22 protein-coding genes, 1 pseudogene and 1 riboswitch are annotated in these 22,727 nt (G+C 53.5%); of the genes and pseudogenes, 10 read left to right on the top strand and 13 right to left on the bottom strand.

What is annotated here, in order from left to right; translation table 11 throughout:
• Window positions 1-192: 192 nt before the first annotated feature.
• A complete protein-coding gene (locus BM025_RS06195) occupies window positions 193-696 on the top strand; it encodes a hypothetical protein (RefSeq protein ID WP_139204538.1) in 504 nt (167 codons plus the stop codon).
• A gap of 30 nt (window positions 697-726) precedes the next feature.
• Here the strand turns inward: BM025_RS06195 and BM025_RS18880 are convergent, their stop codons facing one another.
• Both BM025_RS18880 and BM025_RS19130 read right to left on the bottom strand, forming a co-directional pair.
• Window positions 727-1,254 (bottom strand): hypothetical protein, encoded by a 528-nt coding sequence (locus BM025_RS18880; protein WP_139204537.1) that lies wholly within the window; start codon window positions 1,252-1,254, stop codon window positions 727-729.
• Window positions 1,255-1,686: 432 nt separating this feature from the next.
• Window positions 1,687-1,857, bottom strand: coding sequence for a hypothetical protein (locus BM025_RS19130; protein ID WP_170842130.1), 171 nt, complete (start codon window positions 1,855-1,857; stop codon window positions 1,687-1,689).
• Between the two features lie 2,738 nt (window positions 1,858-4,595).
• On the opposite strand from BM025_RS19130, the gene BM025_RS06150 reads away from it, so the two are divergent.
• Entirely contained in the window at window positions 4,596-4,856 is a 261-nt protein-coding gene (locus BM025_RS06150; RefSeq protein WP_139204536.1) for a hypothetical protein, read from the top strand.
• A gap of 241 nt (window positions 4,857-5,097) precedes the next feature.
• Here BM025_RS06150 and BM025_RS18875 read toward each other — a convergent pair whose 3' ends face one another.
• A complete protein-coding gene (locus BM025_RS18875) occupies window positions 5,098-5,460 on the bottom strand; it encodes a hypothetical protein (RefSeq protein WP_139204535.1) in 363 nt (120 codons plus the stop codon).
• Between the two features lie 814 nt (window positions 5,461-6,274).
• Between BM025_RS18875 and BM025_RS19360 the strand changes: the two genes are divergently transcribed.
• Window positions 6,275-6,562 (top strand): hypothetical protein, encoded by a 288-nt coding sequence (locus tag BM025_RS19360; protein WP_211753571.1) that lies wholly within the window; start codon window positions 6,275-6,277, stop codon window positions 6,560-6,562.
• A gap of 859 nt (window positions 6,563-7,421) precedes the next feature.
• Here BM025_RS19360 and metK read toward each other — a convergent pair.
• From metK to miaB, 8 genes and pseudogenes are all read right to left on the bottom strand, one after another.
• Window positions 7,422-8,618, bottom strand: a pseudogene (gene metK, locus BM025_RS06130) (methionine adenosyltransferase).
• A gap of 6 nt (window positions 8,619-8,624) precedes the next feature.
• A riboswitch (SAM-SAH riboswitch) is annotated at window positions 8,625-8,674 on the bottom strand.
• Between the two features lie 36 nt (window positions 8,675-8,710).
• Window positions 8,711-10,180 (bottom strand): apolipoprotein N-acyltransferase, encoded by a 1,470-nt coding sequence (lnt, locus tag BM025_RS06125; protein ID WP_085848985.1) that lies wholly within the window; start codon window positions 10,178-10,180, stop codon window positions 8,711-8,713.
• A gap of 32 nt (window positions 10,181-10,212) precedes the next feature.
• On the bottom strand, window positions 10,213-11,199 hold the full coding sequence (locus tag BM025_RS06120) for a transporter associated domain-containing protein (RefSeq protein WP_085848871.1): 987 nt from the start codon (window positions 11,197-11,199) through the stop codon (window positions 10,213-10,215).
• A gap of 41 nt (window positions 11,200-11,240) precedes the next feature.
• The gene (gene ybeY / locus BM025_RS06115) at window positions 11,241-11,732 is read right to left on the bottom strand and encodes an rRNA maturation RNase YbeY (RefSeq protein WP_085848869.1); all 492 of its coding nucleotides are present in this window, start codon (window positions 11,730-11,732) and stop codon (window positions 11,241-11,243) included.
• Between the two features lie 71 nt (window positions 11,733-11,803).
• Window positions 11,804-12,847, bottom strand: a complete 1,044-nt coding sequence (locus BM025_RS06110; RefSeq protein WP_370738059.1) for a PhoH family protein — start codon at window positions 12,845-12,847, stop codon at window positions 11,804-11,806.
• Between the two features lie 192 nt (window positions 12,848-13,039).
• Window positions 13,040-13,369 carry a hypothetical protein gene (locus BM025_RS06105; protein WP_085848867.1) on the bottom strand — a complete coding sequence of 110 codons (330 nt, stop codon included), beginning with the start codon at window positions 13,367-13,369 and terminating at the stop codon, window positions 13,040-13,042.
• 11 nt (window positions 13,370-13,380) lie between these two features.
• A complete protein-coding gene (locus BM025_RS06100; RefSeq protein ID WP_085848983.1) occupies window positions 13,381-13,884 on the bottom strand; it encodes an OmpA family protein in 504 nt (167 codons plus the stop codon).
• A gap of 318 nt (window positions 13,885-14,202) precedes the next feature.
• Window positions 14,203-15,564, bottom strand: coding sequence for a tRNA (N6-isopentenyl adenosine(37)-C2)-methylthiotransferase MiaB (miaB, locus tag BM025_RS06095; RefSeq protein ID WP_085848982.1), 1,362 nt, complete (start codon window positions 15,562-15,564; stop codon window positions 14,203-14,205).
• A gap of 235 nt (window positions 15,565-15,799) precedes the next feature.
• On the opposite strand from miaB, the gene BM025_RS06090 reads away from it, so the two are divergent.
• The 3 genes from BM025_RS06090 (at window position 15,800) to BM025_RS06080 (ending at window position 17,824) form a co-directional block, all read left to right on the top strand.
• The gene (locus tag BM025_RS06090) at window positions 15,800-16,654 is read left to right on the top strand and encodes a glycosyltransferase family 2 protein (RefSeq protein ID WP_085848865.1); all 855 of its coding nucleotides are present in this window, start codon (window positions 15,800-15,802) and stop codon (window positions 16,652-16,654) included.
• 112 nt (window positions 16,655-16,766) lie between these two features.
• A complete protein-coding gene (locus BM025_RS06085; RefSeq protein ID WP_085848864.1) occupies window positions 16,767-17,195 on the top strand; it encodes an FKBP-type peptidyl-prolyl cis-trans isomerase in 429 nt (142 codons plus the stop codon).
• A 113-nt stretch (window positions 17,196-17,308) separates the two neighbouring features.
• Window positions 17,309-17,824, top strand: a complete 516-nt coding sequence (locus tag BM025_RS06080; protein ID WP_085848862.1) for a hypothetical protein — start codon at window positions 17,309-17,311, stop codon at window positions 17,822-17,824.
• Here the strand turns inward: BM025_RS06080 and irrA are convergent.
• Window positions 17,821-18,255 (bottom strand): iron response transcriptional regulator IrrA, encoded by a 435-nt coding sequence (gene irrA, locus BM025_RS06075; protein WP_370738058.1) that lies wholly within the window; start codon window positions 18,253-18,255, stop codon window positions 17,821-17,823. The two genes, BM025_RS06080 and irrA, sit on opposite strands and share 4 nt — an antisense overlap.
• A gap of 225 nt (window positions 18,256-18,480) precedes the next feature.
• Here irrA and fabA point away from each other — a divergent pair, with 225 nt between their 5' ends.
• Window positions 18,481-18,990: a bifunctional 3-hydroxydecanoyl-ACP dehydratase/trans-2-decenoyl-ACP isomerase gene (fabA, locus tag BM025_RS06070; protein ID WP_085848860.1), complete on the top strand. Its 510-nt coding sequence runs from the start codon at window positions 18,481-18,483 to the stop codon at window positions 18,988-18,990.
• Between the two features lie 105 nt (window positions 18,991-19,095).
• On the opposite strand, the gene BM025_RS06065 is transcribed toward fabA, so the two are convergent.
• Window positions 19,096-19,464, bottom strand: a complete 369-nt coding sequence (locus BM025_RS06065; protein ID WP_085848858.1) for a SpoIIAA family protein — start codon at window positions 19,462-19,464, stop codon at window positions 19,096-19,098.
• 196 nt (window positions 19,465-19,660) lie between these two features.
• Here BM025_RS06065 and fabB point away from each other — a divergent pair, with 196 nt between their 5' ends.
• The 3 genes from fabB to BM025_RS06050 all read left to right on the top strand — a co-directional run bounded on the left by fabB (window position 19,661) and on the right by BM025_RS06050 (window position 22,647).
• Entirely contained in the window at window positions 19,661-20,890 is a 1,230-nt protein-coding gene (fabB, locus tag BM025_RS06060) for a beta-ketoacyl-ACP synthase I (protein WP_085848856.1), read from the top strand.
• A 195-nt stretch (window positions 20,891-21,085) separates the two neighbouring features.
• Complete coding sequence (locus tag BM025_RS06055) at window positions 21,086-21,712, top strand: LysE family translocator (protein WP_085848980.1); 627 nt, start codon at window positions 21,086-21,088, stop codon at window positions 21,710-21,712.
• A 146-nt stretch (window positions 21,713-21,858) separates the two neighbouring features.
• Entirely contained in the window at window positions 21,859-22,647 is a 789-nt protein-coding gene (locus BM025_RS06050; RefSeq protein ID WP_085848854.1) for an enoyl-ACP reductase FabI, read from the top strand.
• The last annotated feature ends 80 nt before the right edge of the window (window positions 22,648-22,727 follow it).

The raw sequence follows: 22,727 nt of genomic DNA, 5'->3' as shown, positions 1-22,727 counted from the left end.
GTGGGTTTTCTTCTTTTTTGTTCTGGCTGCGTTCTGTTGGGGTTGTGCAGTTTTCTGGTGCTGTTTGTTGTGGTCCGGGTCAACTTGTGGGGTCTTCTATGGGTGTCGGGCGCTGGTTTTGCTGGTGGTGTAGTTTTCTTGGCGTTGGTGTTCGTTTTTTTCCTTCTACTTCTGTGGTTTTGGGTCGAACTTATGGGGGCCGTCCTTTTTTTTCTGCGTCATTTCGGGCCGCCTGTTTTGGGATTTCTCATCGCTCCAGTGCGGCTTGTTGGTCTTTGCGCTTTCGTCACCGCTGCGTTTGCCTCTGGGCCGTTCATTGCGTGGGTGCGGGTCTATATAGAGGCGCTTGGCATTCTGGGGGTTTTTCTTCTTCTTCTTGGGATGGTTCGCTGTGTTCTCAGTGTTTTGTTTTTGATGGTGCGCCATGGCTGTGGTCGCGTTTCGCTTGGGATGGTGCTGCTCTGTGCTGTTCCGCTGTTTGTTTTTCTTTGGGTCTTTGATGTGCTTTGGTTGTTCCACGTCGACGGTGTGTCTTTTGTTCCTTTTTTGTCACGCGTGCGTCCGGTTTGTTTTTACGGTTTGGTGGTTGAGGTTGCTGTTGTGCGCGCTGGTGTGCTCGGTGGGGGCGTGGTGTATCGGTTTTTGCACCTTCGTCCTGGCCTTGAACGCGTCTTTTTTCGCTCTGTGTCGCTGTGACAGTTGCTTTTGTGGCGCGTTTGCGTGCTTCTATTTCGCGAGCGAGGGTTTCGTCTTGCGGTTTTCTGGGCGGGGTTTTGGGTTTTTTTTGCCGGTCAGCTTCGGTGCTCCCTGGTTTCGTTTCGTCGGCTTTGGGGCATTTGTGGGTTGCGTGTTCTGTTCGTTCGTGGCATGTTGGGTCGTGGTTGTGAGCCGTGCTTTGGATGTCGCTGTTTTTGGCAGCTCGCGGGCTTTGTTGGGTGCTGTTTTTGCGTTCGCCTTGGCGTTGTGTTTGCTCTGGTTGCGTTTGTGTCGGCGTTTTTGATGTGTTACGTTGCGTCTGTTTTTGCTTGCGCTTTGCTCGATTTTTGGCCGATTGGGTTTTCTGCCCCATCCCTTCTCGTTCTTGTGGCGTGGGAGCGTTTTTTCGTGGTTGTGCGTTTTTGTTTGTCTGCGAGTTTTTGGGATCGTGTGCTGGACCTTCGTCGCGTGGGTCCAGTTGCATTGCTGCTCGGTTTTCTGTGGTTTTTGTGCTTTGGCGCGTGTGACGTGGTTTGGGTGGTCGTTTCGCTTGGCCATGGTTCTCCGGATCCTGCTGCGGTTTTTTTGTGCGGAGGGATTTCGGCTGCGTTTTTTTGTTGGTTTTGCTCGGTTGCTGGTTGTTGTTGTTTGGGCTTGTGAGGATGTGTTGTGGTTTGTTCGGTGGGCGCCATGCCATGTCCGTAACGTGTGGCGCTGTTTCTCCGCCGGCTTGATGGCGAGGGGCTCCGTGTTCGGTGTTTTTTTTTGCCCCGCCTTCATCTGGTTGACGTTGTGTTCGGTTATTGCTTCGTTCTGCGCGTTTTTCTGCAGGTGCTTCTTCTGGGGTTGCTGGGCGCTAACCTGGGCTGTTTCCCGGCTGATGGTGCCTTTTCCGACTTTGGAATTGGTGTTTTCGCCGGGTCGGTGGTTTCGGTTTGCGGTTTGGTCGTGCGTCGTCTTGTGCCGGTGGCCGCGTCGGGTGTGGTCTTTTTAGGTCTGGTGTGTGGCCGTGTTTTCTCCGACGTGGTGTTGTGGCGTGCGGTCTCTCTTCAGTTTCGTCGGGTTTTTCTGGGCGGTCGGCTGCTTCTTGTCGCCGGGGTTTTTCGCGGGGAATGTCTTGTTGTGCATGTGCTTTTTCAGCGGGTTGGAGGTGTCTTTCACCGTCTTCGTCCTTTGGGTTGGCGTGTGGTTCGTGCGGTTTGGTGAATTCTTTTCGCTGCAGGCGGCGTTCCGTTTTGTCGCCTCCGTCGTTGCTGGCTTGGCCTGCTTGATTAGGCCTGACTTTTGTTTTCGCGTCGGGACTTTCTTTGGGTGTGTCTGTTTCGGTTTTTTGTGGGTGCTTTGCTTGGATTTCTTGCATCGTGGTATTTTGAGTCTTGTGTTCTCGGTTTGGTTTTCCGCAGGTCTATTCGGGGCGTGGGGTTGTCTCGGCCGGTCTTTTTGGTTGCGTTTGCGGTTGGTATCGCAGTGCTTTTTGGGCTTATTTGCTGGCCGAAGGTTTCGCTTTGTGCCTTGTTCATGTTTGTCTGTGTCCTTTTGTTGTGTTCTGGATGGGTTTCGTCTATGGGCCTTTCGTGTCGATCGCCACCCTTGGCGGCGTCGCGACCTTCGCTGTTTCTTGGGGGTCTGTGTTTCGGACTTGCCCAAGGTGGCCTTCGCTTTGTCGGCGACTTTTGGTGAATGTGGGCTTTCGGGTTGTTCTTGATTGTTGGGCGTTCCCATCGCTTCCTCTGGTGCGTAGTGGTTGGCAGTTCGTGAGTGCTGTGCTTGTGGCGTCTGGAGGGTTCCGTCGGGGGCCGGTGCCATGTGGTGTTTGGGTTGCGCCCTCGCTTGCGCTTGGTGATGCGGTTCGTTGTGGTGCGTGGTTTTTCGGCTTGGGCTCGGCTTGCCTTGTTTAGCGTTGGCTGATGGCATGGGGTGTGTTGAACTCGCCTATTGCGTCTCGTCGTGTTTGTGGGGCGCGCGCACCGTTTGTGCCGTTGTTGCATAGGGCGTCTCGGACTTCGTCGGGTGGGGCCGGTTTGTGCTGTTGATGTGGCCCGTTTTTTCCAGCTGTGTAGGTGCGCAGTGGGGGGCCGACGCGTGCGGCCGGCTCAGGTTTGCGGCCTAGTTTGCGGGGGAGCGGCTTGACCGTGGTCTTTTCGCGTGTCGCTGCGTGCGTTCGCGGGGTTGAGGTGGCACCTGCGTGAGGTCGTGCTTGTCCTCGCGGTATTTGCTTTTCTCGACGTGCTGCTCGTGCGTCCGATTGCTCGCTTGCTTGTTACGGCGCCTCGGGGGGGGCGTGTTGCTGTCCGGTGCGGGTGCGCTCGCGTGCCCAGTCTGCCTGCGGTTCGGGTCCTGTGCCTTCGGCGTGTTTGGTTGTTGGTCGCCGCTGAGCGTCGCGTGGTTGGGTATCGTTGTTCCCGGTGGCCTGCGCCGTCTGCTTTTTGTTGGCGTTGGGGCATGGCGGGTTTTGTTGGCCGTGGCAGTGGTTTGGGGCGGCGGCATTTTGTTATGTTCCGTCCTCCCCATCGTATGTATCGGCCCGTGTTCCCTTTTCTGCGCTCAGGCCTCTGATGGTGGGCTGGTGTGTGGTTTTTGGCTTGGCTTTGCGGCGGTCGCGGGGTGCTTGGTGGACGCTTTTTGCCTTGTCGTGTGTCATTTTGGGGGTGTGCTCTGTCCGCGTGGCGTTTATGGGGGCCGCTCTTTCGCTTTTTTCGTCGGTGGGTCCATCTTTTAAGGGGTGTGTGCGGGCGCCCTGGGCGCTGTTTTTGAGTCGTTTCCTGGTGGCGTTCGTCAGTGGGTTTTTGTCGCGCGGGCTTTCCGCTGGTTGGTTACTTTTTTTTTCGGGGCCGCTTTCTCGCTATGTTCGTCTCGTGTGCCGCGCGGCTGGGTGGCGGCGGGTTTGCTCCCTTTTTCTTTCCGGTCTGGCGTTTCGTTGGAGTGTTTTGGGTTGCTGGCTTCCGTTTGGGTGCTGTGCATGGGCGCTTTTTTCGCTGCCGGCCGTGGCCACCGACTTGTGCTGTCCGCTTTGCGGGCGGGGTTTTTTTGGTTCGGCTGGGCGTTGTGTGTTCAGTTCATGGCTTTTCGGTTGTTTTCGTAGCTTTGTCATCTTTCTCGTGTGCCTGTGCGGTTTTTTGGCTGTTGGTCTCTCTTTGCTTCGGTGCGTGCGTTTTCTTGGTGCTTGTTTGCTGCTGGTCTTCAGTGGTGTGTGGCGTGTGTGGGCTGCTCTTTTGGGCGTGCTGCGGTTTTCGGTTTTTCGTGCGTTTCGGTGTTGCGGCTATTTCTGGGGTGCCAGGTCTGAAGCGCGGGCGTGGTTGGGGTGCTGGTGCTCGGGTTTGGGATGCTTGCCACTTTTTCTTGGGTGCGGGGTTTTGCCGTTTGCATTTTCTTCTTGGCTTCGGGCCCATTTCATTTCTGTGGCCTGGTGATGATCGGTGCTTTGTTTCGGGTCTGTGTTTTGCTGCATGTCGTGTATTTGGAGGATTGTGATTGTTTGCGGCGTATCCTCTTTGTCGGCATGCATCTCTGCGTGGTTGTCGTCGTATCCCTCTTTTTGTTTTTCTTTGCGGGTTTGGGGTGAGTGCGCTCTGTTGCCGTCGTTTGGCGGGCTGATGTTCCCGTCTCTTGCGGCGTCGTGGCGTGCTTTCCCCCGTGGGCCCTCGTTTGTTGTCCTCTGGGCGACGCATCTGGCGTTGAAATGGTGCGCGAAGCCGGCTTTCCGCCTCTTCGCCTCAGGGCTTGCCTCGTTTTGGTGCGCCGGTCTGGGGGTTATTCGCTTGGCCAAGTTGTGTGGGCGGTGCTTCTTTTGTCGTATTAGGCTTTTTGGTAATTATCTCGTCTTGAGTAGTCTTGCGTGGTGCTGTTGCCCGATCTGCGTGGCGTGTGTTGCGTTCGTGGGTGTTTTTTGGCAGTTTTTCTTGCGTTGTCTTTTCGTTCGTTTTGCTCTGTTCCTCCGCGCGCCGCTTGGCGTGGTGTTCGTGGGGGGGTGTGCTTTGGCGTTTCGCTTGGGGTTCGGTTCGAGTGTGTGTGCGGCTGTCGGGCCTATTGAGCGCAGGTCGGCCTTTTGGGCGGGTTGGGGGCCTTTGCTGGTCTTTCTCGGGATGGTGTCTTTCGTCACTGGCTGGCCCGGGCGTGGCGGCTTGTCGCGGCTCGCGTTCTCGCTGTTGGTCGTGCTGTGAATCTTGGGCATTGCGCCTTTGTGGCGCGTCGCTCGGCGGGGGTGCTTCTTGGGTTTTTGCTCCCGTCGTGCTTTGCCGCGGGGGTGTTTGTAGCTACGTACATGGTTTTGTTTCCGCCGGTTCCGGCGGGCGGGTCTGCTTGGGTTCAGCGGGATGTTCTTCTCTTGGCGTTCCGGCTCTCTTTTGTGTGTTTCGTCAGTTGGCTGTGGCAGCTGGTCCGCTGGGTTGCGCGGTGGCGGTTTTAGTTGCCTTCGGCCTTGGTTCGTTGGACGTGTGTGCTCGGGTGCGTGATTCTGCTTTCGGATTGTGTTCTCGATGTCGTCTTTGTGGGCGCGTTCTCGGCAGCTGTGGGTTTTTGTGGTGCTGTTCTCGTCAGCCGGTCGTTCGTCGGATTGCGGTTGTCGGTATTTGTGGCTCTGGTTGGGGCTTTCTTTCCGCTTGTTGGCTCGGCCCCGGTGCGGATCGATTTGTGTTTTTCTTTTTTGGTGTCGGCGCCGCAGTTTTTTGTCGCACGGGCGGTGGCGTTGGTTCTGTCGGTTTTTTTTCGTCTCCGTTGTTTGACGCCCTTGCTTTGTGTGGTGTTTTCCGCTTTCGTTGCGGCCATCGGCCCTGTTGGTTATTCTTCACTGTTGGTTGGGGTGTGCGTTGTTGGTCCTTCGATCCCTTTGGGTTTTGCATATTTCTTGCTCGGGTTGGTACCGGTTTTTGCCCCCTGGGTCTTTGGTTTTTCAGATGTGGTGTCTGGTCTCCTTTGCTTTCGCGTGGTGTTTGGGCCGTTGTGTGTGGTGTTTTGGTTTGCGCGCTGCATCCGGATGTCTGCGTCGTTGGTGGTGCAGGCCTTGGGCTGCGGTCGTGTTGCTGGTGCCGGATCTGGCGGTGCTGCTCCCTCTTTGGTTTTTCGTTCGTTTTTGCTTGTGTTGGTGCTTTTTTGTCGTTTTGGCGCGCCTTCGGTCCTGGGGTGTTGTCGTCAGGTGGGCGCCGTAGTTTGTGTTTTTTTTTTGGTGTGTTTTTTTTGTCTCGCCGCTGTTTTGGTTGGGGCTTTGTTCCCGGGCGACAGCCCGTCGGCTTTTACTTGTGTTGGCGGTGTTGGTGTGGTGTATTTTGCAGGTGTTTTGTCGCCGGTGCCGACTCTGGTCATCGGGCTTCGCCTGGTCGAGCGGGTCGCGGATTTCGTGGCGCCCGTCTCGGCCGGGTCGGTGCGGTGCGCTGTGGTGCGTTTGTTTCGTGGGGCATGTGCCGTGTACGTTAGCGCTTCGGGGGTTGTGGGCGCCCCGCTTGTTGTCGGGGGTGGTGCCGTGCCGGTGTTGCCGCGTTTTGTCTTGTTTTCAGTCTGGGTTGGGGGGTTTGCGCTTTTTTCCTTTGTTTAGCAGTTTTTCGCGCTGTGTTCCCGCCCCTGTGTGCCCTTGTCGGCGCTTGGTTTGTCCGTTTCGGGGATATCTTGGGCTTGTGGTGCGCTTGGGGTTTTGGTTTTGCCTGTGGTCCTTGCGGTGGGCGTCGAGGTGCTGTTGGTTGTGGGTTTCTCGGGTGGTCCTCTGGCGGTGCTTCTGCGCGGGCCTGATTTTCGGGGTGTGGTCGGTCTTGGGGTGGCGTTGCTGGTCGTGGGTTTCTCGTCCTGTGGGGGTTGTTGTCGTTTTTTCTTTGCTTATCTGGTTGCGTTGTCCGGAATTGTGGTCTATCTGGGAGGCCTTGTTGGGGGCAATTCTTAGTGTGTGCTGTAGGGCTCTGGATTGTTATTTTATGCGGTGTGCGAGCTTTGTGGAGTGCTTTTTGTTCTTATCGTGTCGAAATCGGCTCAGCGGACGATGTGGTTATGTCTTTTGTATTTCCTTCCCCCTTAGGCTGCGTCTTTTGTTCCTCTTTTCTCTTTTGGGGTTGCTTCTGGGGGGTGTTGGTGTGGCCGTGGAATTGTGTGCCCTGCTTTATTGGTTTGAAGGGCGGGTCTAGTTGCTGTTGTGTGCGGACCTTTGTCCTGTGGTTGGGGGTTTTCGGGCTTGTGTCGTTGTTGTTCCATGTCGTTTTTTCCCGTCTTTCATTCGGCCGTCTCTCGCGTCGGTTTGGGCCTTTTTGTGGGTGCGGCCATGTGTTTTTTGTGCGAAGCTTGTTTCTTTTGGCCGTTCTCATGTCCGCGCTGTTCATGCTTTGTTCGTTCGCTCTCGTTTTCGCGTTGTGTTCTGCTTCGCGCGTCTGGGTTACCTTGTCTCGGTGTGTCGCGCCGTTGTGGCTGTAATGGGTTTTTCTTTTGCGTTTGGTCGTTGTCTTAATTGTTTTGCTCTCGGTGTTCGTCTTTCATTCCCCTCTATGTTTTTTGGCTGCCTTGAGATTTTCGGTCTGCTATTTTTTTTGCGGTTGATTGTTTTTGTTTGCTTGGGGACGGCTTTGGCAATTGCGCCGAGGTTGGCCAGCTTGCTGTGGGGCGGGTGTGGGGTTTTTCGGGTTTGTCTTCTGTGTCGTGGTTCTTGCTTTGTCAGTGGTGGGGCGTTGCTGCATGGCTTGTTTTTTGAGGCTGGGGTGCGGGTTGGGCGTGGTGTGCGGAAGGGGGGTGGTTTGCTGTGCCGTGTGTTTGATTCAGCCTTTTTGCGTTTGGTTAGTTTTGCTTGCATCTTGGGGCAGTTGTGTGGGTTCGCTTGAATTTGCTGCGTTGGTGTCTGTTGGGCTCGCTATTTGTCCGTACGCTTTTGTTTTTGTGTGTTTCGGTTTGTTCGGATCGCGTTTGGTGCGCATGCCGCTCGGGGTTCTATCGTTGGTTTTGGCTTTTGCCGCTTTGCTGCGCTGTGTCTTGGTTTTGGCTGTTTGCTTCAGGTCCGCTTTTGTCGGCCGCGGCTTGGGCACGCTGGTTTTTTAGGCTCGTTTCATGGTTGCGCTTTCCGTTAGTCCGTTCGCTACGACGTTTTTCGCCAAATACCGTGCTGCGTAAGCCGCCGAGCGGTCCACTTTGGTTGGGTCTTTGCCCGAAAAGGCGCCGCCACCATGTGGGGCCGCACCACCGTAAGTGTCGACGATAATTTTACGGCCCGTCAATCCGGCATCCCCATCGGGGCCACCGATCACGAATTTACCAGTCGGGTTCACGTGCCAAATGGTGTCTGGCGTGATCCAACCTTCGGGCAGGACATCCAGAATATATGGCGTAATTAGATCGCGAACGTCCGCAGAAGTCATTGTCTCATCAAGATGCTGCGTGGATAAAACCAAGGACGAAATACCAACAGGTTTGCCGTCACGGTATTGTACAGAAAGCTGAGATTTCGCATCTGGGCCAAGGCGTGGTTCTGTGCCATCTTTGCGCACTTCGGCCAAACGGCGCAAAATGGCATGGGCGTAGTGCACAGGTGCAGGCATCAACGCGTCAGTCTCGCGCGTGGCATAGCCAAACATGATGCCCTGATCGCCAGCGCCCTCATCTTTGTCGCCAGACGCATCAACGCCTTGAGCGATATGCGCAGATTGTTCATGCAGATAATTCGACACTTGGAGCGTGTTCCAATGGAACTTCTCTTGTTCATAGCCAATGTCACGCACGCAATCGCGCACAATGCCATCAATCTTACCCATATACTCTTTGAGTTTTTCGGGGTCAGACAGGCCAACTTCGCCGCCAATAACAACGCGGTCGGTGGTGGCAAACGTTTCTGCTGCAACCCGCGCTTCGGGTTCTTCGGTTAGGAATGCATCCAGAACAGCATCAGAAATGCGATCACACACTTTATCGGGATGGCCTTCGGAAACAGATTCCGAAGTGAAAATATAATTTTTACGAGACATGGGTGGTGCTCCAGTTTTATGTCGCCCATCACGTCAGGAAGCCGTTGTGTTGGGCCGATGTCCAGTTGCGATATAGCTCGGTCTTGTCAGGGTCAAACGGTTTTTCGGAATATGCGCCTAAGGGGCAGCAACCATGCACATACAGCAACAAAGATTAAGAAACCGAAAACACCGCGTTCGCCCAAACGAGCGTAGAGCGTGGGTGGCAAGGCAGACGGCAAAATAGCGTTGAGAGCACCCGCTTGGCCCAAAGGAATAAACGCGCGCACAGTGCCGCGCGCATCTGTGATAGCAGATACGCCCGTATTGGCCGCACGCACCATCGGCAGGCCCAATTCAATCGCGCGGAACCGCGCTTGGGCCAGACTTTGCTGCGGGCCAGACAGCTTGCCAAACCATGCGTCATTGGTGATCTGTAAAAGCCAATCGGGGCGGGTTTCACTGCGGGTGTCGCGGGGAAAAATCGCCTCGTAACAAATTAAGGGCAGCGCTTTGCCCAATGGGCCAAAATCAAACAGTGCTGCCTCTGTTCCTGCTGAAAACCCGTATCCTTCTTGCGCCGTAAAACTGCGTAAACCAAGTGCGTTCATGATGTTTGGCAAGGGCATATATTCACCAAACGGCACCAAATGGCGCTTGTCATATATCTGCGTCACCGCGCCGCCAGTGCCAATAACGGCAGCCGAATTGTAGCCACGATACCCTTCTACGCGCTGCAACCCGACCACAGTTTGAACTGGCGCTGAACGGGTTGCTATTTGTTCAAGATATGGCTGAGCGGCATACAGCGGTGCTGCGACTGAGGTTTCTGGCCAGATCACTAAATCCGCCCCCTCGGGCGCAGACAAATCAAGCGCGCGCTCAAAAAAGATCGGAATATACGCAGGATCCCACTTGAGATGCTGTGCAGCATTGGGTTGTACGATGCGCAAGGTGTGGTCAGTGTCTGCAGGCAAAGGTTGCGCAAAGATAAATGCACCGCTGCCGACCATAGCGCAGACATAAACAATCGGCCACGCAGCGGCCACATAGCTTTTTTTCAGGTAAGCCCGCGCGCACAGGGCAGCCAAACCAAAGGTCATTGCCGTCAGGCCATATGGCCCAATGTAGGACGCGATCTGTGCCACAGGAGTATCGAGCCAAATATAGGCGGGCAAAGCCCAAGGAAAGCCCGTTAAAACATAACCGCGCGCCAATTCAGCGAGCCCCCAAAAGGCCACGAGCCCCCAAAGGCCCGTCCTCACCCGCTTGGACAGATAAAAGGCCAAGGCCCAAAATAGAGCCAAACCACCCGCCATGCCAGCCAAGGCAAAGGGGATCATCCATGCATGGCGTTCGGGTTCGACCAAGAACGGTTCTGCCAGCCATGACACAGAAATTAAAAACGTGCCGAGCCCGAAAAACCAACCTACATGAGCCGCATTGCGCGGGCTGGACGACTGCGCCCAAAGCACAGCCGCCACAGCATATCCAAGCACTGCCAAGACCGTAGATTGCCACGGTGCTTGGCCAAAGGCACATATAATACCCGCGATAAACGCACGCATCTGCGGTTTACACATGACAGCCTTGAAACGCTGCACCGTATACATCGTTAGGCCGAAGCCGTTTCAATGGCAGACGACAATGCGCCCATCAACGTTTTGGGGGCGCGTGCGGCATTGGGCAAACGCACGCGAATGCGTTTGATACGACGCGGATCGGCATCGATGATTTCGAATTCAGCACCCGAGGGATGCGGGATCACTTCGCCACGCACTGGCACCCGCCCCGTGAGCAAGAATACAAGCCCGCCAAGCGTTTCGATTTCTTCGTCGGCATCATCAGGCGTGAGGCGCAGACCAATTTCGTCTTCGAAATCATCCAACGGCGTGCGCGCTTGGGCAATGTAAATGCCATCTTCGACAAGAGTCCAAAACACGTCTTCTTCGATGTCGTGTTCATCTTCGATCTCGCCGATCACTTGCTCGACCAAATCTTCGAGCGTCACCAAACCATCAACGCCGCCGTATTCATCAATAACCAAAGCCATGTGCATACGGTCAGTTTGCATTTTGGTCAAAAGCACCCCGATGGGCATTGAGGGCGGCGCAAAGATCAAAGGGCGTAGCATTTTTTCAAGATTGAATGGCTCGCCTTTGGCGTTGAACCCGTGATGAAGCGCGAAATCTTTGAGGTGAATAAGCCCGATAGGTGTGTCCAGCGTGCCGTTGTAAACAGGCAGCCGTGTGTTGCCGCTTTCACGGAACACTTTAACCAAATCGTCTTTTTCAATGTCTGCTGGCACAGCCGTGATTTCAGCTTTGGGCACAGCCACATCATCAACCCGCATAGATCGCAGGTTCATCATGCCAGGGCGTTCAACAGGAACGCTGGGTTCTGGGGTGCCGATCACAGGCGTGACCGCAGGCATTTGCGGTGAGAAAACAGAAAACGCGCGTGCAAACCAGCTCGGTTTGGAGGCAGTTTTCTCAGAGCCGTGGCTCGTGTCGTTCGGGGAGAGGCTCATATCTGAGGCTCTCTTGGGGTCTGGGCGCGCGCTTTGCGCTGCCGTAGAAGACCCAGGCTCGGTGTCGCCCATGCGTCCTTTCCAAATTTACAGCCGAAATGCGGCTAAGACCCTTAATATGGGTCAGGGATACCCATAGTTTCAAGTAGTTCTGTTTCAAGCGCTTCCATTAACGCCGCATCTGCATCATTTATGTGATCATATCCAAGCAAATGTAACAAACCATGAATAACCAAATGGGTCACATGATGCTCTAATGGCTTTAGTGCCGCGGCGGCTTCGGTCGCGCAAGTGTCGTAAGATATAGCGATATCGCCAAGCTCAATTGCGCCGAACACATCCGGCGCGGGCAGATCGGGCACTTGACCCTCACCTGCACCACGTTCCTCAGCCGGCCATGACAGCACATTAGTGGCTTTGTCTTTTTCGCGAAAATCGGCGTTCAACTCTTTGATCCGAGTGTCATCACACCCAAGAATGGAAACTTCGCAGTCATCCGCATCAAGGCCAAGTCGCCCCAGAACAGCCCCCATCGCGGTCTCGGCAATAGCCGCCAACCCAAGGTTAGCCCACCGCGGGTCCGTAATATCAATGTCAATTTGCATCGCGCTCAACGCCCGCTTTCAAAACTCAAAATCGCACCAAACATACAAGGCACACGAAAAGGCAGATGCCCTCACTTGGCCTCGTCAGCCTCATAGGCTTCAATGATGGCGGCCACAAGCGCATGACGCACAACATCTTTTGAGGTGAAATAATTAAAGTCCACGTTTTTAACACCCGCCAAAATCCGTTCGGCATCACGCAGACCCGATGGCACGCCGCGCGGCAAATCGATTTGAGTGCGATCGCCAGTGATCACCATGCGCGAGCCTTCGCCCAAGCGGGTTAAAAACATCTTCATCTGCATGGTTGTGGCGTTTTGCGCCTCGTCCAACACCACAAAAGCGCGACTAAGTGTGCGCCCACGCATAAATGCCAAAGGTGCAATTTCGATGGTTTTTTCTTCTTTGAGCTTGCTCACCAGTTTGGCTGGCAAAAAGTCATTCAAAGCATCGTAAAGCGGTTGCATATAGGGATCGACTTTTTCCCCCATATCACCGGGCAAAAAACCCAAACGCTCGCCCGCTTCCACAGCAGGGCGCGATAAGATAATCTTATCGACATGCCCGTTGATGAACATGTTCACCCCCACAGCTACCGCGAGGTATGTTTTGCCCGTACCAGCAGGCCCGATGCCAAAGGCCAACTCGCTTTTGAACAGACTCTCCACATACGCCTTTTGTGCCTCAGTGCGCGGCTCGATGGTTTTTTTACGGGTCTTGATTTCAGAGCCTGAGCCTTTGAACATTTCGATTTGATCCGCAGGGAAAGCGCCATCACCGCGACGTGCTTCGGCTTTGCTGCTTCGACCTTTAACGCTTTTTCCCATGCGAATGGTGCCAGCAATTTCGCCCTCGTCGATGTCGCGCCCCGCATCCAGCTTGAGATACAATTCGGTTAACGTCGAACATGCCAGTGCGCGAGGTTCAACATCGCCCATCACAGCCAAAATATTTCCGCGTCGCACAATTTGTACGGAAAGATTGGTTTCAATCTGTGCCAGGTTACGATCATATTCACCGCAAAGATCTATAAGAGATCTATTGTCATCAAACTCTAACAGAGTTTCGTGACCGTTATCTTGCATCAGCGGGGGGGAAAGCTCGGTGGTGGCCAAATGTGTCTCCGACTCGTCATATGTCTATATGTAGAGGGTGCCAAGGGATTGTGACGGACGCAAGACGTGATCCGCAAGATTCCACCAGCAAGCAGAAATAGGCGCAACCCTGCGCACAAGTTTGCACAGCATTACGCCACCAAAAAAGCCGCCCAAAACTGAGCGGCTTTTAGAATAGTACAATCGGTGCGCTTAGACAGGGTCACCAAAAAGGCTTGAACCGCCCTCTTTAAAATCACCAATTGCTGTGCTTGGCGCGGCCGAACCAGAACACACAGGCTTACCGTATTTATCAACACGAGGAGATAGATAGCCCTCAACCCCATCGTCAATAATCCAGTGATCGCACCCAATGGGATCAATCCAAATTCCAGCTTGCAGCGTGGACAAATGCTTTGAGTCAAAACCCCGATCGACTGTTTTGTCGCGCTTATTACCACTCGCGAGCTCAGTTAGGCCAGTTTCACAGGCAGACAAAGAAACAGCGACAGACAGAATGGCAATGCCTTTAATAGCTTTCATGCGTTCGCTCCTTATTTGATACAAATGATTTCGACGCGGCGGTTCTTTTGCATACCAGCGGCCGTTGCGTTGGATGCGATTGGCATACGCTCGCCGTAGCCACGCACATCAGCAACCCGCACGCCAGCTTGCTTTGCGATTCCTGCAACAGTATTGGCACGGTTGGCGCTAAGTTTCATGTTGTATTCATCAGAGCCACGACTGTCTGTGTGACCTATGATCGTGTAGGCTGTCGCCCCTGCCGTTGCAAAAAAGTCAGCCAAATGTTTGCGACCTGTCGCAGAAATAGCAGACCGTCCTGTCCCGAAAAGCTGATCTGAATTCATCACAGCACACGTTTGAACGGGATGGCACGTGGGCATGCCCTGACGGTCAACTTTAAGGTCCATATAGCCCTCAATACCATCATCCATCACCCAGTGCTCACACCCATCTGGATCGATCCAGATGGTGGGTTCATAGCTTTCGCCACCAGAGATCGTTTGCGCGTGCGCCGCCGAGCCCGCAAAAGCCATAGCAGCAACCAATGAGCCAGCAAGCGTGGCTCGTGCTTTAGAAAGAAGTTCGTTCGTCACGTCTTCAGTCCCCTTTGATTAACTTTTTCAGGCTTTCCCACTCGACGCATCGACTAGATCAACATTTCGGCGTAGTACCCGCAAATTTGGTGCATACATAACAAATTACGCATCATTGTGAAGAAAAATTACCATATATTGTGCCCATATTGAAAACGATACCGCAAATATTGCCGCTTTGTCGACGCAACGTAAAGCACATGGATATTTTTAAATGGCGCGGCCTATATTTAGACTCAGGCGTTACCAAATAACAAATCAGTCAATCAATTGACCTTCAAGCGAGTTCGTTTTGCTTTGGGTGATTCTCACGCGCCGGATGTCACCAATATTGACACCTTCAACAGAGGCATGCACCGCGTGAAGATATTCGGACTTGCCGATCATCTGCCCCTCTTGGCGGCCTTTTTTCTCGAACAACACAGAAACATCGCGGCCAACCATGCTTTCTTGAAACGCATATTGTTGCTCTGAAATCAACGCCTGCAGACGGTGCAAACGATCCATAGCCACAGCGTGGTCGACCATTTTGCCGTCTTTTTCAGCCGCTGGTGTACCAGGGCGCGGTGAGTATTTGAAAGAATAGGCTGATGCATATTTCACTTCGCGCACCAGTGCCATGGTGTCTTCAAAATCTTGTTCTGTCTCACCGGGGAAGCCGACAATAAAATCACCAGACAGCGCCATATCAGGGCGCGCCGCGCGCATGCGTTTCATCAGTTCGATGTATTGCTCAGCTGTGTGCTTGCGGTTCATCGCTTTGAGAATTTTGTTCGACCCAGATTGCACAGGCAGGTGCAAATAGGGCATTAATTTCGCACAGTCGCCATGGGCTGCGATCAGATCGTCTTCCATGTCATTGGGGTGTGATGTGGTGAACCGGATACGTTCCAATCCGTCCACTTCAGCCAATTTACGGATGAGCTGCGCCAAGCCCCACGTGTCTTTCGAACCACCGGTGGCCTGCCCGTGATAGGCATTAACATTCTGGCCCAAAAGGGTAATTTCGCGCACACCACGCTCAACAAGATCTTGCGCTTCACGCAAGACACGGTCGGCAGGGCGTGACACTTCGGCGCCACGTGTATAAGGCACGACACAGAATGCACAGAATTTGTCACAGCCTTCTTGCACCGTCAAAAACGCCGCTGGCGCACGCCGCGCTTTGGGCCGATTGGGCATGGCAGTGAATTTATCAACTTCAGGGAAATCGGTATCAACAGCTGTCACGCCGTTGCCCACCTTTGCCTCAAGTTCGGGCAGACGATGATAAGCTTGCGAGCCGACAACAAGATCGACCATAGGCTGACGGCGGATGATTTCTTCGCCCTCGGCCTGCGCAACACAGCCCGCCACGCCAACCTTCAAATTCGGGTTCGCCAGCTTGATATCTTTAAAACGCCCCAGATCGGAATACACCTTTTCAGCCGCTTTTTCACGGATGTGACAGGTGTTCAGCAAAATCATATCAGCTTCTTCAGGGCTGCTCACTTCGACATAGCCAGACCCACCCAATGCCTCGACCATACGCTCGGAATCGTAAACGTTCATTTGGCAGCCGTACGTCTTAACGAACAGCTTTTTTACTTCAGCTTTTGTATCAGACTTTGTGTCAGCCATGCCAGAATTCCGTGCGTTGAAAGGGTGCTTTTGAAGCGCCTTGCTACACAATACCAAAGCAGCTTGCAATCCACAGCACATAACCAACTCAGGCGATAAACGGCGCAGGCGCGAAATAGGGGGCAGATTGCCCCAGTCTTGCACCAAGATTGTGTCCACAGCGCTTGCAATCTGCCGGTCTTCATGGCTTTTTTATCACGAACAGAAACACTGAATGCAGTGTTCAGGAGACCCCATGCGCTTTGACAGCTTAGAAACCTTTTTAAAAGACGGCAAAGATGCGCTGGCCAAAGGGCCAATTGCGATCATTTTTGCCGAAGACCCGACTGAGGTGGACACCTGCGTGCGCCACCATCTGTCATTGGGGTTTAAATCGGTGATCTTGTTCGCGCCCGACGATGTGACCCTGCCAAAACCCATTGAACTAAAAACTCATCGCATCACCTATAACACCCGCGCCCCGCAGATGCTGACACAGGCGATCAATGCACTGATCGCCGCAGCCCCCGATATTTGGATGTACTATTGTTACAACGCCGAATATCTATTCTACCCGTTTTGCGAAACCCGCTCAGTCGGCGATATGCTGGCATTTCACACCGAAGAGCGCCGCGACAGCATGTTGACCTATGTGGTTGATCTGTACGCGGGCGATCTACATGAGCATCCAAACGGCGTGTCCATTGAGACTGCGTATTTAGACAAATCGGGCTATTATGCTTTGCAGCGGGCAGATGCCCCTAAAGAACGCCAGCTTGATTTCTTTGGTGGGCTGCGGTGGCGGTTTGAGGAACATATGCCTATCGCACGTCGCCGTATTGATCGGATCGCGATATTCAAATCCCAAAAAGGTCTAGAGCTGCGCGAAGATCACACGTTTAATATGGAAGAATACAACACGTATTCCTGCCCATGGCATCACAATATCACTGCAGCTATTGGCAGCTTTCGCACAGCTAAGGCGCTAAAAGAAAACGCGGGTTCATCCTTTGATATCGACACCTTTCGTTGGCACAATTCCGTGCCATTTGATTGGCACTCGCAACAATTGCTTGATCTGGGGCTGATGGAGCCGGGGCAATGGTTTTAAGACCAACTGGATCATCGGGTTTACATCTGTGTCCACATCCCTATCTTGCCCGCCAGAAATAATGGCGGCACCCCAACGAAGCGTGCGGCGCAACCCATAGTAAGGACGCATCATGAGCGACGTAAAATCTGGCGACAAAGTACGCATTCACTACAAAGGTACATTGGACGATGGCACTGTTTTCGACAGTTCGGAAGGCCGAGATCCATTGGAATTCACAGTTGGCGCGGGCCAAGTCATTGTCGGTATGGACAAAGAAATGATCGGCATGACTGTTGGCGAAAAGAAAACCATCGTGGCTGTCGCTGACGAAGCCTATGGCCAACGCCAAGATGACGCCCAACAAAACGTGCCGCGCGAAATGATCCCTGCAGATATTCCACTCGAAGTTGGCATGCAGTTGCAAATGCAATCTCCAGAGGGCCAAGTGATTCCCGTGTCTGTTGTGTCGATCGAAGAAGAGACAGTGACACTTGATGCGAACCACATGTTGGCAGGCAAAGACCTGACATTCGACATTGAGCTTGTTGAAATCGCATAAGCCACATTCGGCGCGGGCCATCTGCCCGAACGCTACGACAGATTTAGGCGGCGCACATATGATGCGTCGCCTTTTTTCTTGCGCCGCTGTGCCGCCAATGGCACCTGTAGAGCATGATTGATCTGAATGATTTCGCCTCTGACTGCGCCAAGTGTGCCGAACTTTGCTGTCTGGCTTTGGCCTTTGATCAGGGCGATAGCTTTGCACACAGCAAAACGGCGGGCAGCCCGTGCCACAATCTGTCGCCTGCGACATCCGGCTGCTCTATCCATAAAGACCTGACACGAAAAGGTTATTCGGGGTGCGTCGCCTATCAATGTCTTGGTGCCGGGCAACGTGTCACGGCGCTTTTCGATCAAACGTGGCGCGATGACCCCAAACTAATCGCCCCGATGATGGATGCTTTTCGCCAAATGCGCAGCGTGCAATCTTGCTTACAGCTTTTGGCCGCAGCACAGGCATTAACACTGCCCGTGCAGCTTGAGGTCGAGCGCGCTGCATTTTTCACGCAGCTTTCCCCAAACCAGTGGTCTGTAGACACTTTACAAAGATTTGAAACAGACGGCGTTGCGGTCGAAATCAACACATGGCTCCGCGGATTGGCCGCTTTTGTGTCCAGCGCGCCTTAGGTTTTGCGCAAGCGGATCACGACATCGACCGAAGCGATTTCAGTACCCTCAGGCGCATCTGGCAGACCAACGATTTGCAGTGCTTCCGCAGGCGCATCCGTAAGTTCGCCACTGTTTTCCCAGTAAAAATGCGGGTGCTCTTTCATATTGGTGTCAAAGTAAGACCGCGTGCCATCCACTGTGACCTCTTGCATCAGCCCTGCATCGCAAAACGTGCGCAACGTATTATAGACCGTGGCCAAAGACACTTTTTCACTCGACGCACAGACCGAGGCAAACAAGCTTTCAGCGGTGACATGACGATCTTGCCCATCCCCCACCAACATCGCAGCCAAAGCAACGCGTTGCCGTGTTGGGCGCACATCAGCTTTGGCCAGCCAAGCTTCCCCCCGCTGTGTTTGCAGCGCGGCCATGGTCGTCTCTTGTATCATGGATTGTGTCATTTGGGTGCCGTTTCAAAATGTGCCAGTGAGTGCCTTCCTCAAGGCACCCTGCGCGGGTTTCCCGTACTATAAAGCCTTACAGAGGTATTTTTCAAACAAAATTCCCATAAATACGGCACATCGCCGCTGACCCTGTACACTTGCACCAATTGCTTTCACAGTGATAAAGACAGCCAAACCTGAAAAAGACCCTAACATAAGGCAATCGCATCCATGGCCGATTTTCCGACAAGCTTCACCAAAGAAGACCTATTGAAATGTTCGCGCGGCGAATTGTTTGGCGAAGGCAACGCCCAACTTCCAGCCCCACCCATGTTGATGATGGACCGCATCACCGACATCTCAAGCGATGGCGGCGCACATGGCAAAGGTCACGTGATGGCGGAATTCGACATCACCCCAGACCTGTGGTTCTTTGAATGCCACTTTCCAGGCAACCCGATTATGCCTGGCTGTCTTGGCCTTGATGGTCTGTGGCAGCTGACAGGATTTAACCTTGGCTGGCGCGGCTGGACAGGTCGCGGCTATGCTTTAGGTGTTGGCGAGATCAAACTCAAAGCCATGGTACGCCCAGAAGCCAAGCTTTTGACCTATGAGATCAACTTTACCAAAGCCATCCAAACCCGCCGCCTAACCATGGGTGTCGCGGACGGTATCGTCAAAATTGACGGCGAATTGGCTTATGAAGTGAAAGACATGAAAGTGGCTTTGTCCGAGAGCTAAGTCGCTTTGGCGATCACTGTCTGAGACAAATTTGGAACAAGCGGCAGCGTCAAACCTGTCGCTTGTTTTCGTTTTGATACGCTGAAGTCCGCATAGCCCTTAGGCCTAGCTTGACGTCAACCATGCTTCGGCTTGTGCGGTTTCACTTGGCTCAAAACTTTTGATGTCGAGCCCCGGAAAAAGAGCGCCCTCAACCATCGCGGCTTTTCTCAGCCACGCGGTGTCGCAGATGACCGCGCATTTATCAAACTTCCCCAACAGCCCGAAAAGTTTCGGAAGGCGGCCCACTTCAACACCAAAGGCCCCCAAAGTCGGCATGGAAAAATCCGAAATCGTGTATAACATCTGCCCGTGGCGCACATTCTCGGACACTTCGATCAAACGATCTAAGCCCAAGCGCATACCATCAGCGTCCAGATGACCAGAAAGCTCAATTTCCACACGATCCGAGTTCGGTTTAGTAACATTTAACATGATGACATTCTCCCAGTTTCACCATGATCCTAGCATCTCAATCAGGTAACACGCTTGATCCACCTCAATGTTGTGCACATTTACCCGTCAAAATCCCCTATGCGCGCCAGCCATACACCCGCCGCAGCTGCCTATCCCCTTGCACCTTTCCCCCCGCCTGCCTTACAAAAGAGCAAACGTATAAAGGGAGCACACCATGCGTCGTGTCGTTATCACTGGTCTTGGCGTTGTCTCGTCAATTGGCAACAACGCTGATGAGGTTTTGGCCTCTCTCAAAGCAGGTACCTCTGGCATCACTGCCAATGAGGATATGAAAGAATACGGATTTCGCAGCCAAATCGCGGGCAACATCAAACTCGACATCAAAGACCACGTTGAAAAGCGGGCTTTGCGGTTCATGGGACCAGGGGCGGCGTATGCCTCTATCGCTATGTCGCAAGCTATTGCTGACGCGGGTCTGGAAGAAAAAGACGTTGTTAACGAGCGCACAGGCCTGATCGCGGGCTCTGGCGGTCCGTCAACATCAACGATGTTTGCCTCGCACCAAGCTGTGCTGAAATCAGGCGCCACAAAACGCATCGGGCCGTTTGCTGTGCCTAAATGCATGGGCTCTACGATTTCTGCGAACCTTGCGACCGCCTTTAAAATCAAGGGCATCAACTATTCCATCACCTCTGCCTGTTCCACATCACTGCACTGCATTGGTTCTGCGTCAGAGCAGATCATGATGGGCAAACAAGACGTCATGTTTGCAGGCGGTGGCGAAGAATTGGACTGGACCTTGTCTTGCCTTTTCGATGCCATGGGCGCGATGTCCAGCAAGTACAACGACACCCCCACAAAAGCATCCCGCGCGTTTGATGCCGACCGTGATGGTTTTGTCATTGGCGGTGGTGGCGCAATTTTGGTTCTCGAGGAATTGGAGCACGCAAAAGCACGCGGCGCGAAAATCTATGCAGAAGTCACTGGATTTGCAGCCACATCAGACGGCCACGACATGGTAGCCCCCTCTGGTGAGGGCGGCGAGCGCGCAATGCGTTTGGCACTGCAAACCCTGCCAAAAGATCGCAAAGTCGGCTACATCAACGCGCATGGCACATCGACCCCTGTGGGCGATGTTGGCGAAGTCGAAGCGGTGCGTCGTGTGTTCGGCACAGGCACGACCCCACTCATTTCATCCACGAAATCCATGACGGGTCACTCGCAAGGGGCCACAGGCGCACAAGAAGCCGTCTACTGTTTGCTCATGCTGCAAAATGACTTCATCGCACCATCAATCAACGTGGAAACATTGGACCCCGCGATCAACGTCGGCGAAATCGCCACAGGGCTCGTCGACAATGCAGGCCTTGATACGGTCATGACCAACTCGTTTGGTTTTGGCGGCACCAACGGGTCAATGTTGATGTCGAAATACCGCGACTAAGCTTTTCAAATTTGAAAATACAAACGGCTGCGCTTAAAAAGCGTGGCCGTTTTTGTATGTGTAGGGCATGAAGTGACTACGGATTAGCATCCAGTCCGCCCAAGACTGCACGCCACCACGATGATACAGGCATATTTTTCTTTACTGTCCGTTGAAGCTATGGCTGACTTTGAAAAAGCTTGGAAAGGCATTCCAATGGATTTTCAAATCTGGCTGGCGTTTGTCGCCGCTTCAATAGCACTGCTTCTCATCCCTGGACCAACGGTTCTGCTTGTTCTCAGCTATGCCATTAGCCAAGGAAAGCGCGTTGCGCTTGCGACGGTCGGCGGCGTTGCTCTCGGTGATTTTATCGCGATGACGGCATCGCTCGCAGGTTTGGGTGCTTTGGTTTTGGCCTCAGCTGCCCTCTTTACTGTGATCAAATGGGTCGGTGCAATTTACCTTGTTTATCTAGGCATCAAACTCTTTAAAAGCGCGTCGACCGCATCGCTTGGTGATTTAGAAAAAGTGTCCTACACCAGCGCTTCAAAGGTATTCGGGCACGCCGCAGCTGTTACCGCGCTCAACCCAAAATCCATCATATTTTTCATCGCTTTTGTTCCACAGTTCATCGCAGTCGACAGTCCACTTTTGCCGCAGTTCAGTATTTTGATCCTAACCTTTGTGGGGCTCGCAGCTATAAATGCACTGACCTATGCTCTGCTGGCTGACAAGCTAAGGTCTAAAATAGCGCATTCATTTGTATTGGAATGGTTCTCGCGTGTTGGTGGTGGTGCGTTGATTGCGATGGGTGTCGCGGCAGCCGCCTTTAAGCGCGCATAATAACTGTGAACTCAGGGATTTTTTGTCCGCAAAAGAGGTATCAGCGCAAATGATAAGCACCATCTAATCTGCGCTAAACATTCCAAAAACTTGACGCCACGCCGTAAAAGCGTCAAATACCATCCAACAAATTATGGGGTTTTACGATGGCAGATCTTCTCAAAGGCAAACGCGGACTTATCATGGGGGTCGCAAATGAGCGCTCCATCGCTTGGGGCATCGCGAAAGCTTGTGCCAGCGAGGGCGCGGAACTGGCGTTTACCTACCAAGGCGAAGCGTTTGGCAAACGTCTTGCCCCATTGGCCGAACGTGTTGGATCTGACACGATGGTCGATGTCGATGTCACCAACCCTGCACAAATGGACGAAGCTTTCGCAACGCTGAAAGACAAATGGGGCACGCTGGATTTTGTTGTGCATGCCATCGCTTATTCAGACAAAAACGAACTCACCGGCCGCTTTCGCGACACGTCGGTAGAGAACTTTAAAAACTCCATGCATATTTCGTGCTACTCGTTCATCGATGTGGCCAAACGTGCAGCAGAACTGATGCCAAATGGCGGCTCATTGATCACGCTGACTTACGGCGGATCAAACCGCGTGACACCAAACTACAACGTCATGGGCGTGGCCAAAGCGGCGCTGGAATCCTCAGTGCGCTATCTTGCTAACGACCTTGGCCCCCAAGGCATCCGCGTCAATGCTGTGTCCCCTGGTCCAATGAAAACGCTTGCAGGAGCTGCCATCGGTGGTGCCCGCCGCACGTATCGCTTTGCAGAAGAAAATGCGCCCTTGCGGTCAAACGCAACGTTGGAAGCCGTGGGCGCGACTGCTGTGTATTTGAATTCGGACGGCGGCGCATACACCACCGGTGAAATCATTCGCGTGGATGGCGGCTTTCACACCATCGGCATGCCGCAGGTCGAAAACCTGTAATCGACCCACGATTGTGCAGACAGCCTGCACACGAAGACATCAAACGCCTCGCTTGAATTCCAAGTGGGGTGTTTTGCGTT

Source organism: Pacificibacter marinus (genome assembly GCF_900109555.1).
Taxonomy (GTDB): domain Bacteria; phylum Pseudomonadota; class Alphaproteobacteria; order Rhodobacterales; family Rhodobacteraceae; genus Celeribacter; species Celeribacter marinus_C.
The sequence above is the reverse complement of the archived record's forward strand: the minus strand, read 5'-3'. Positions and strand labels throughout refer to the sequence as shown.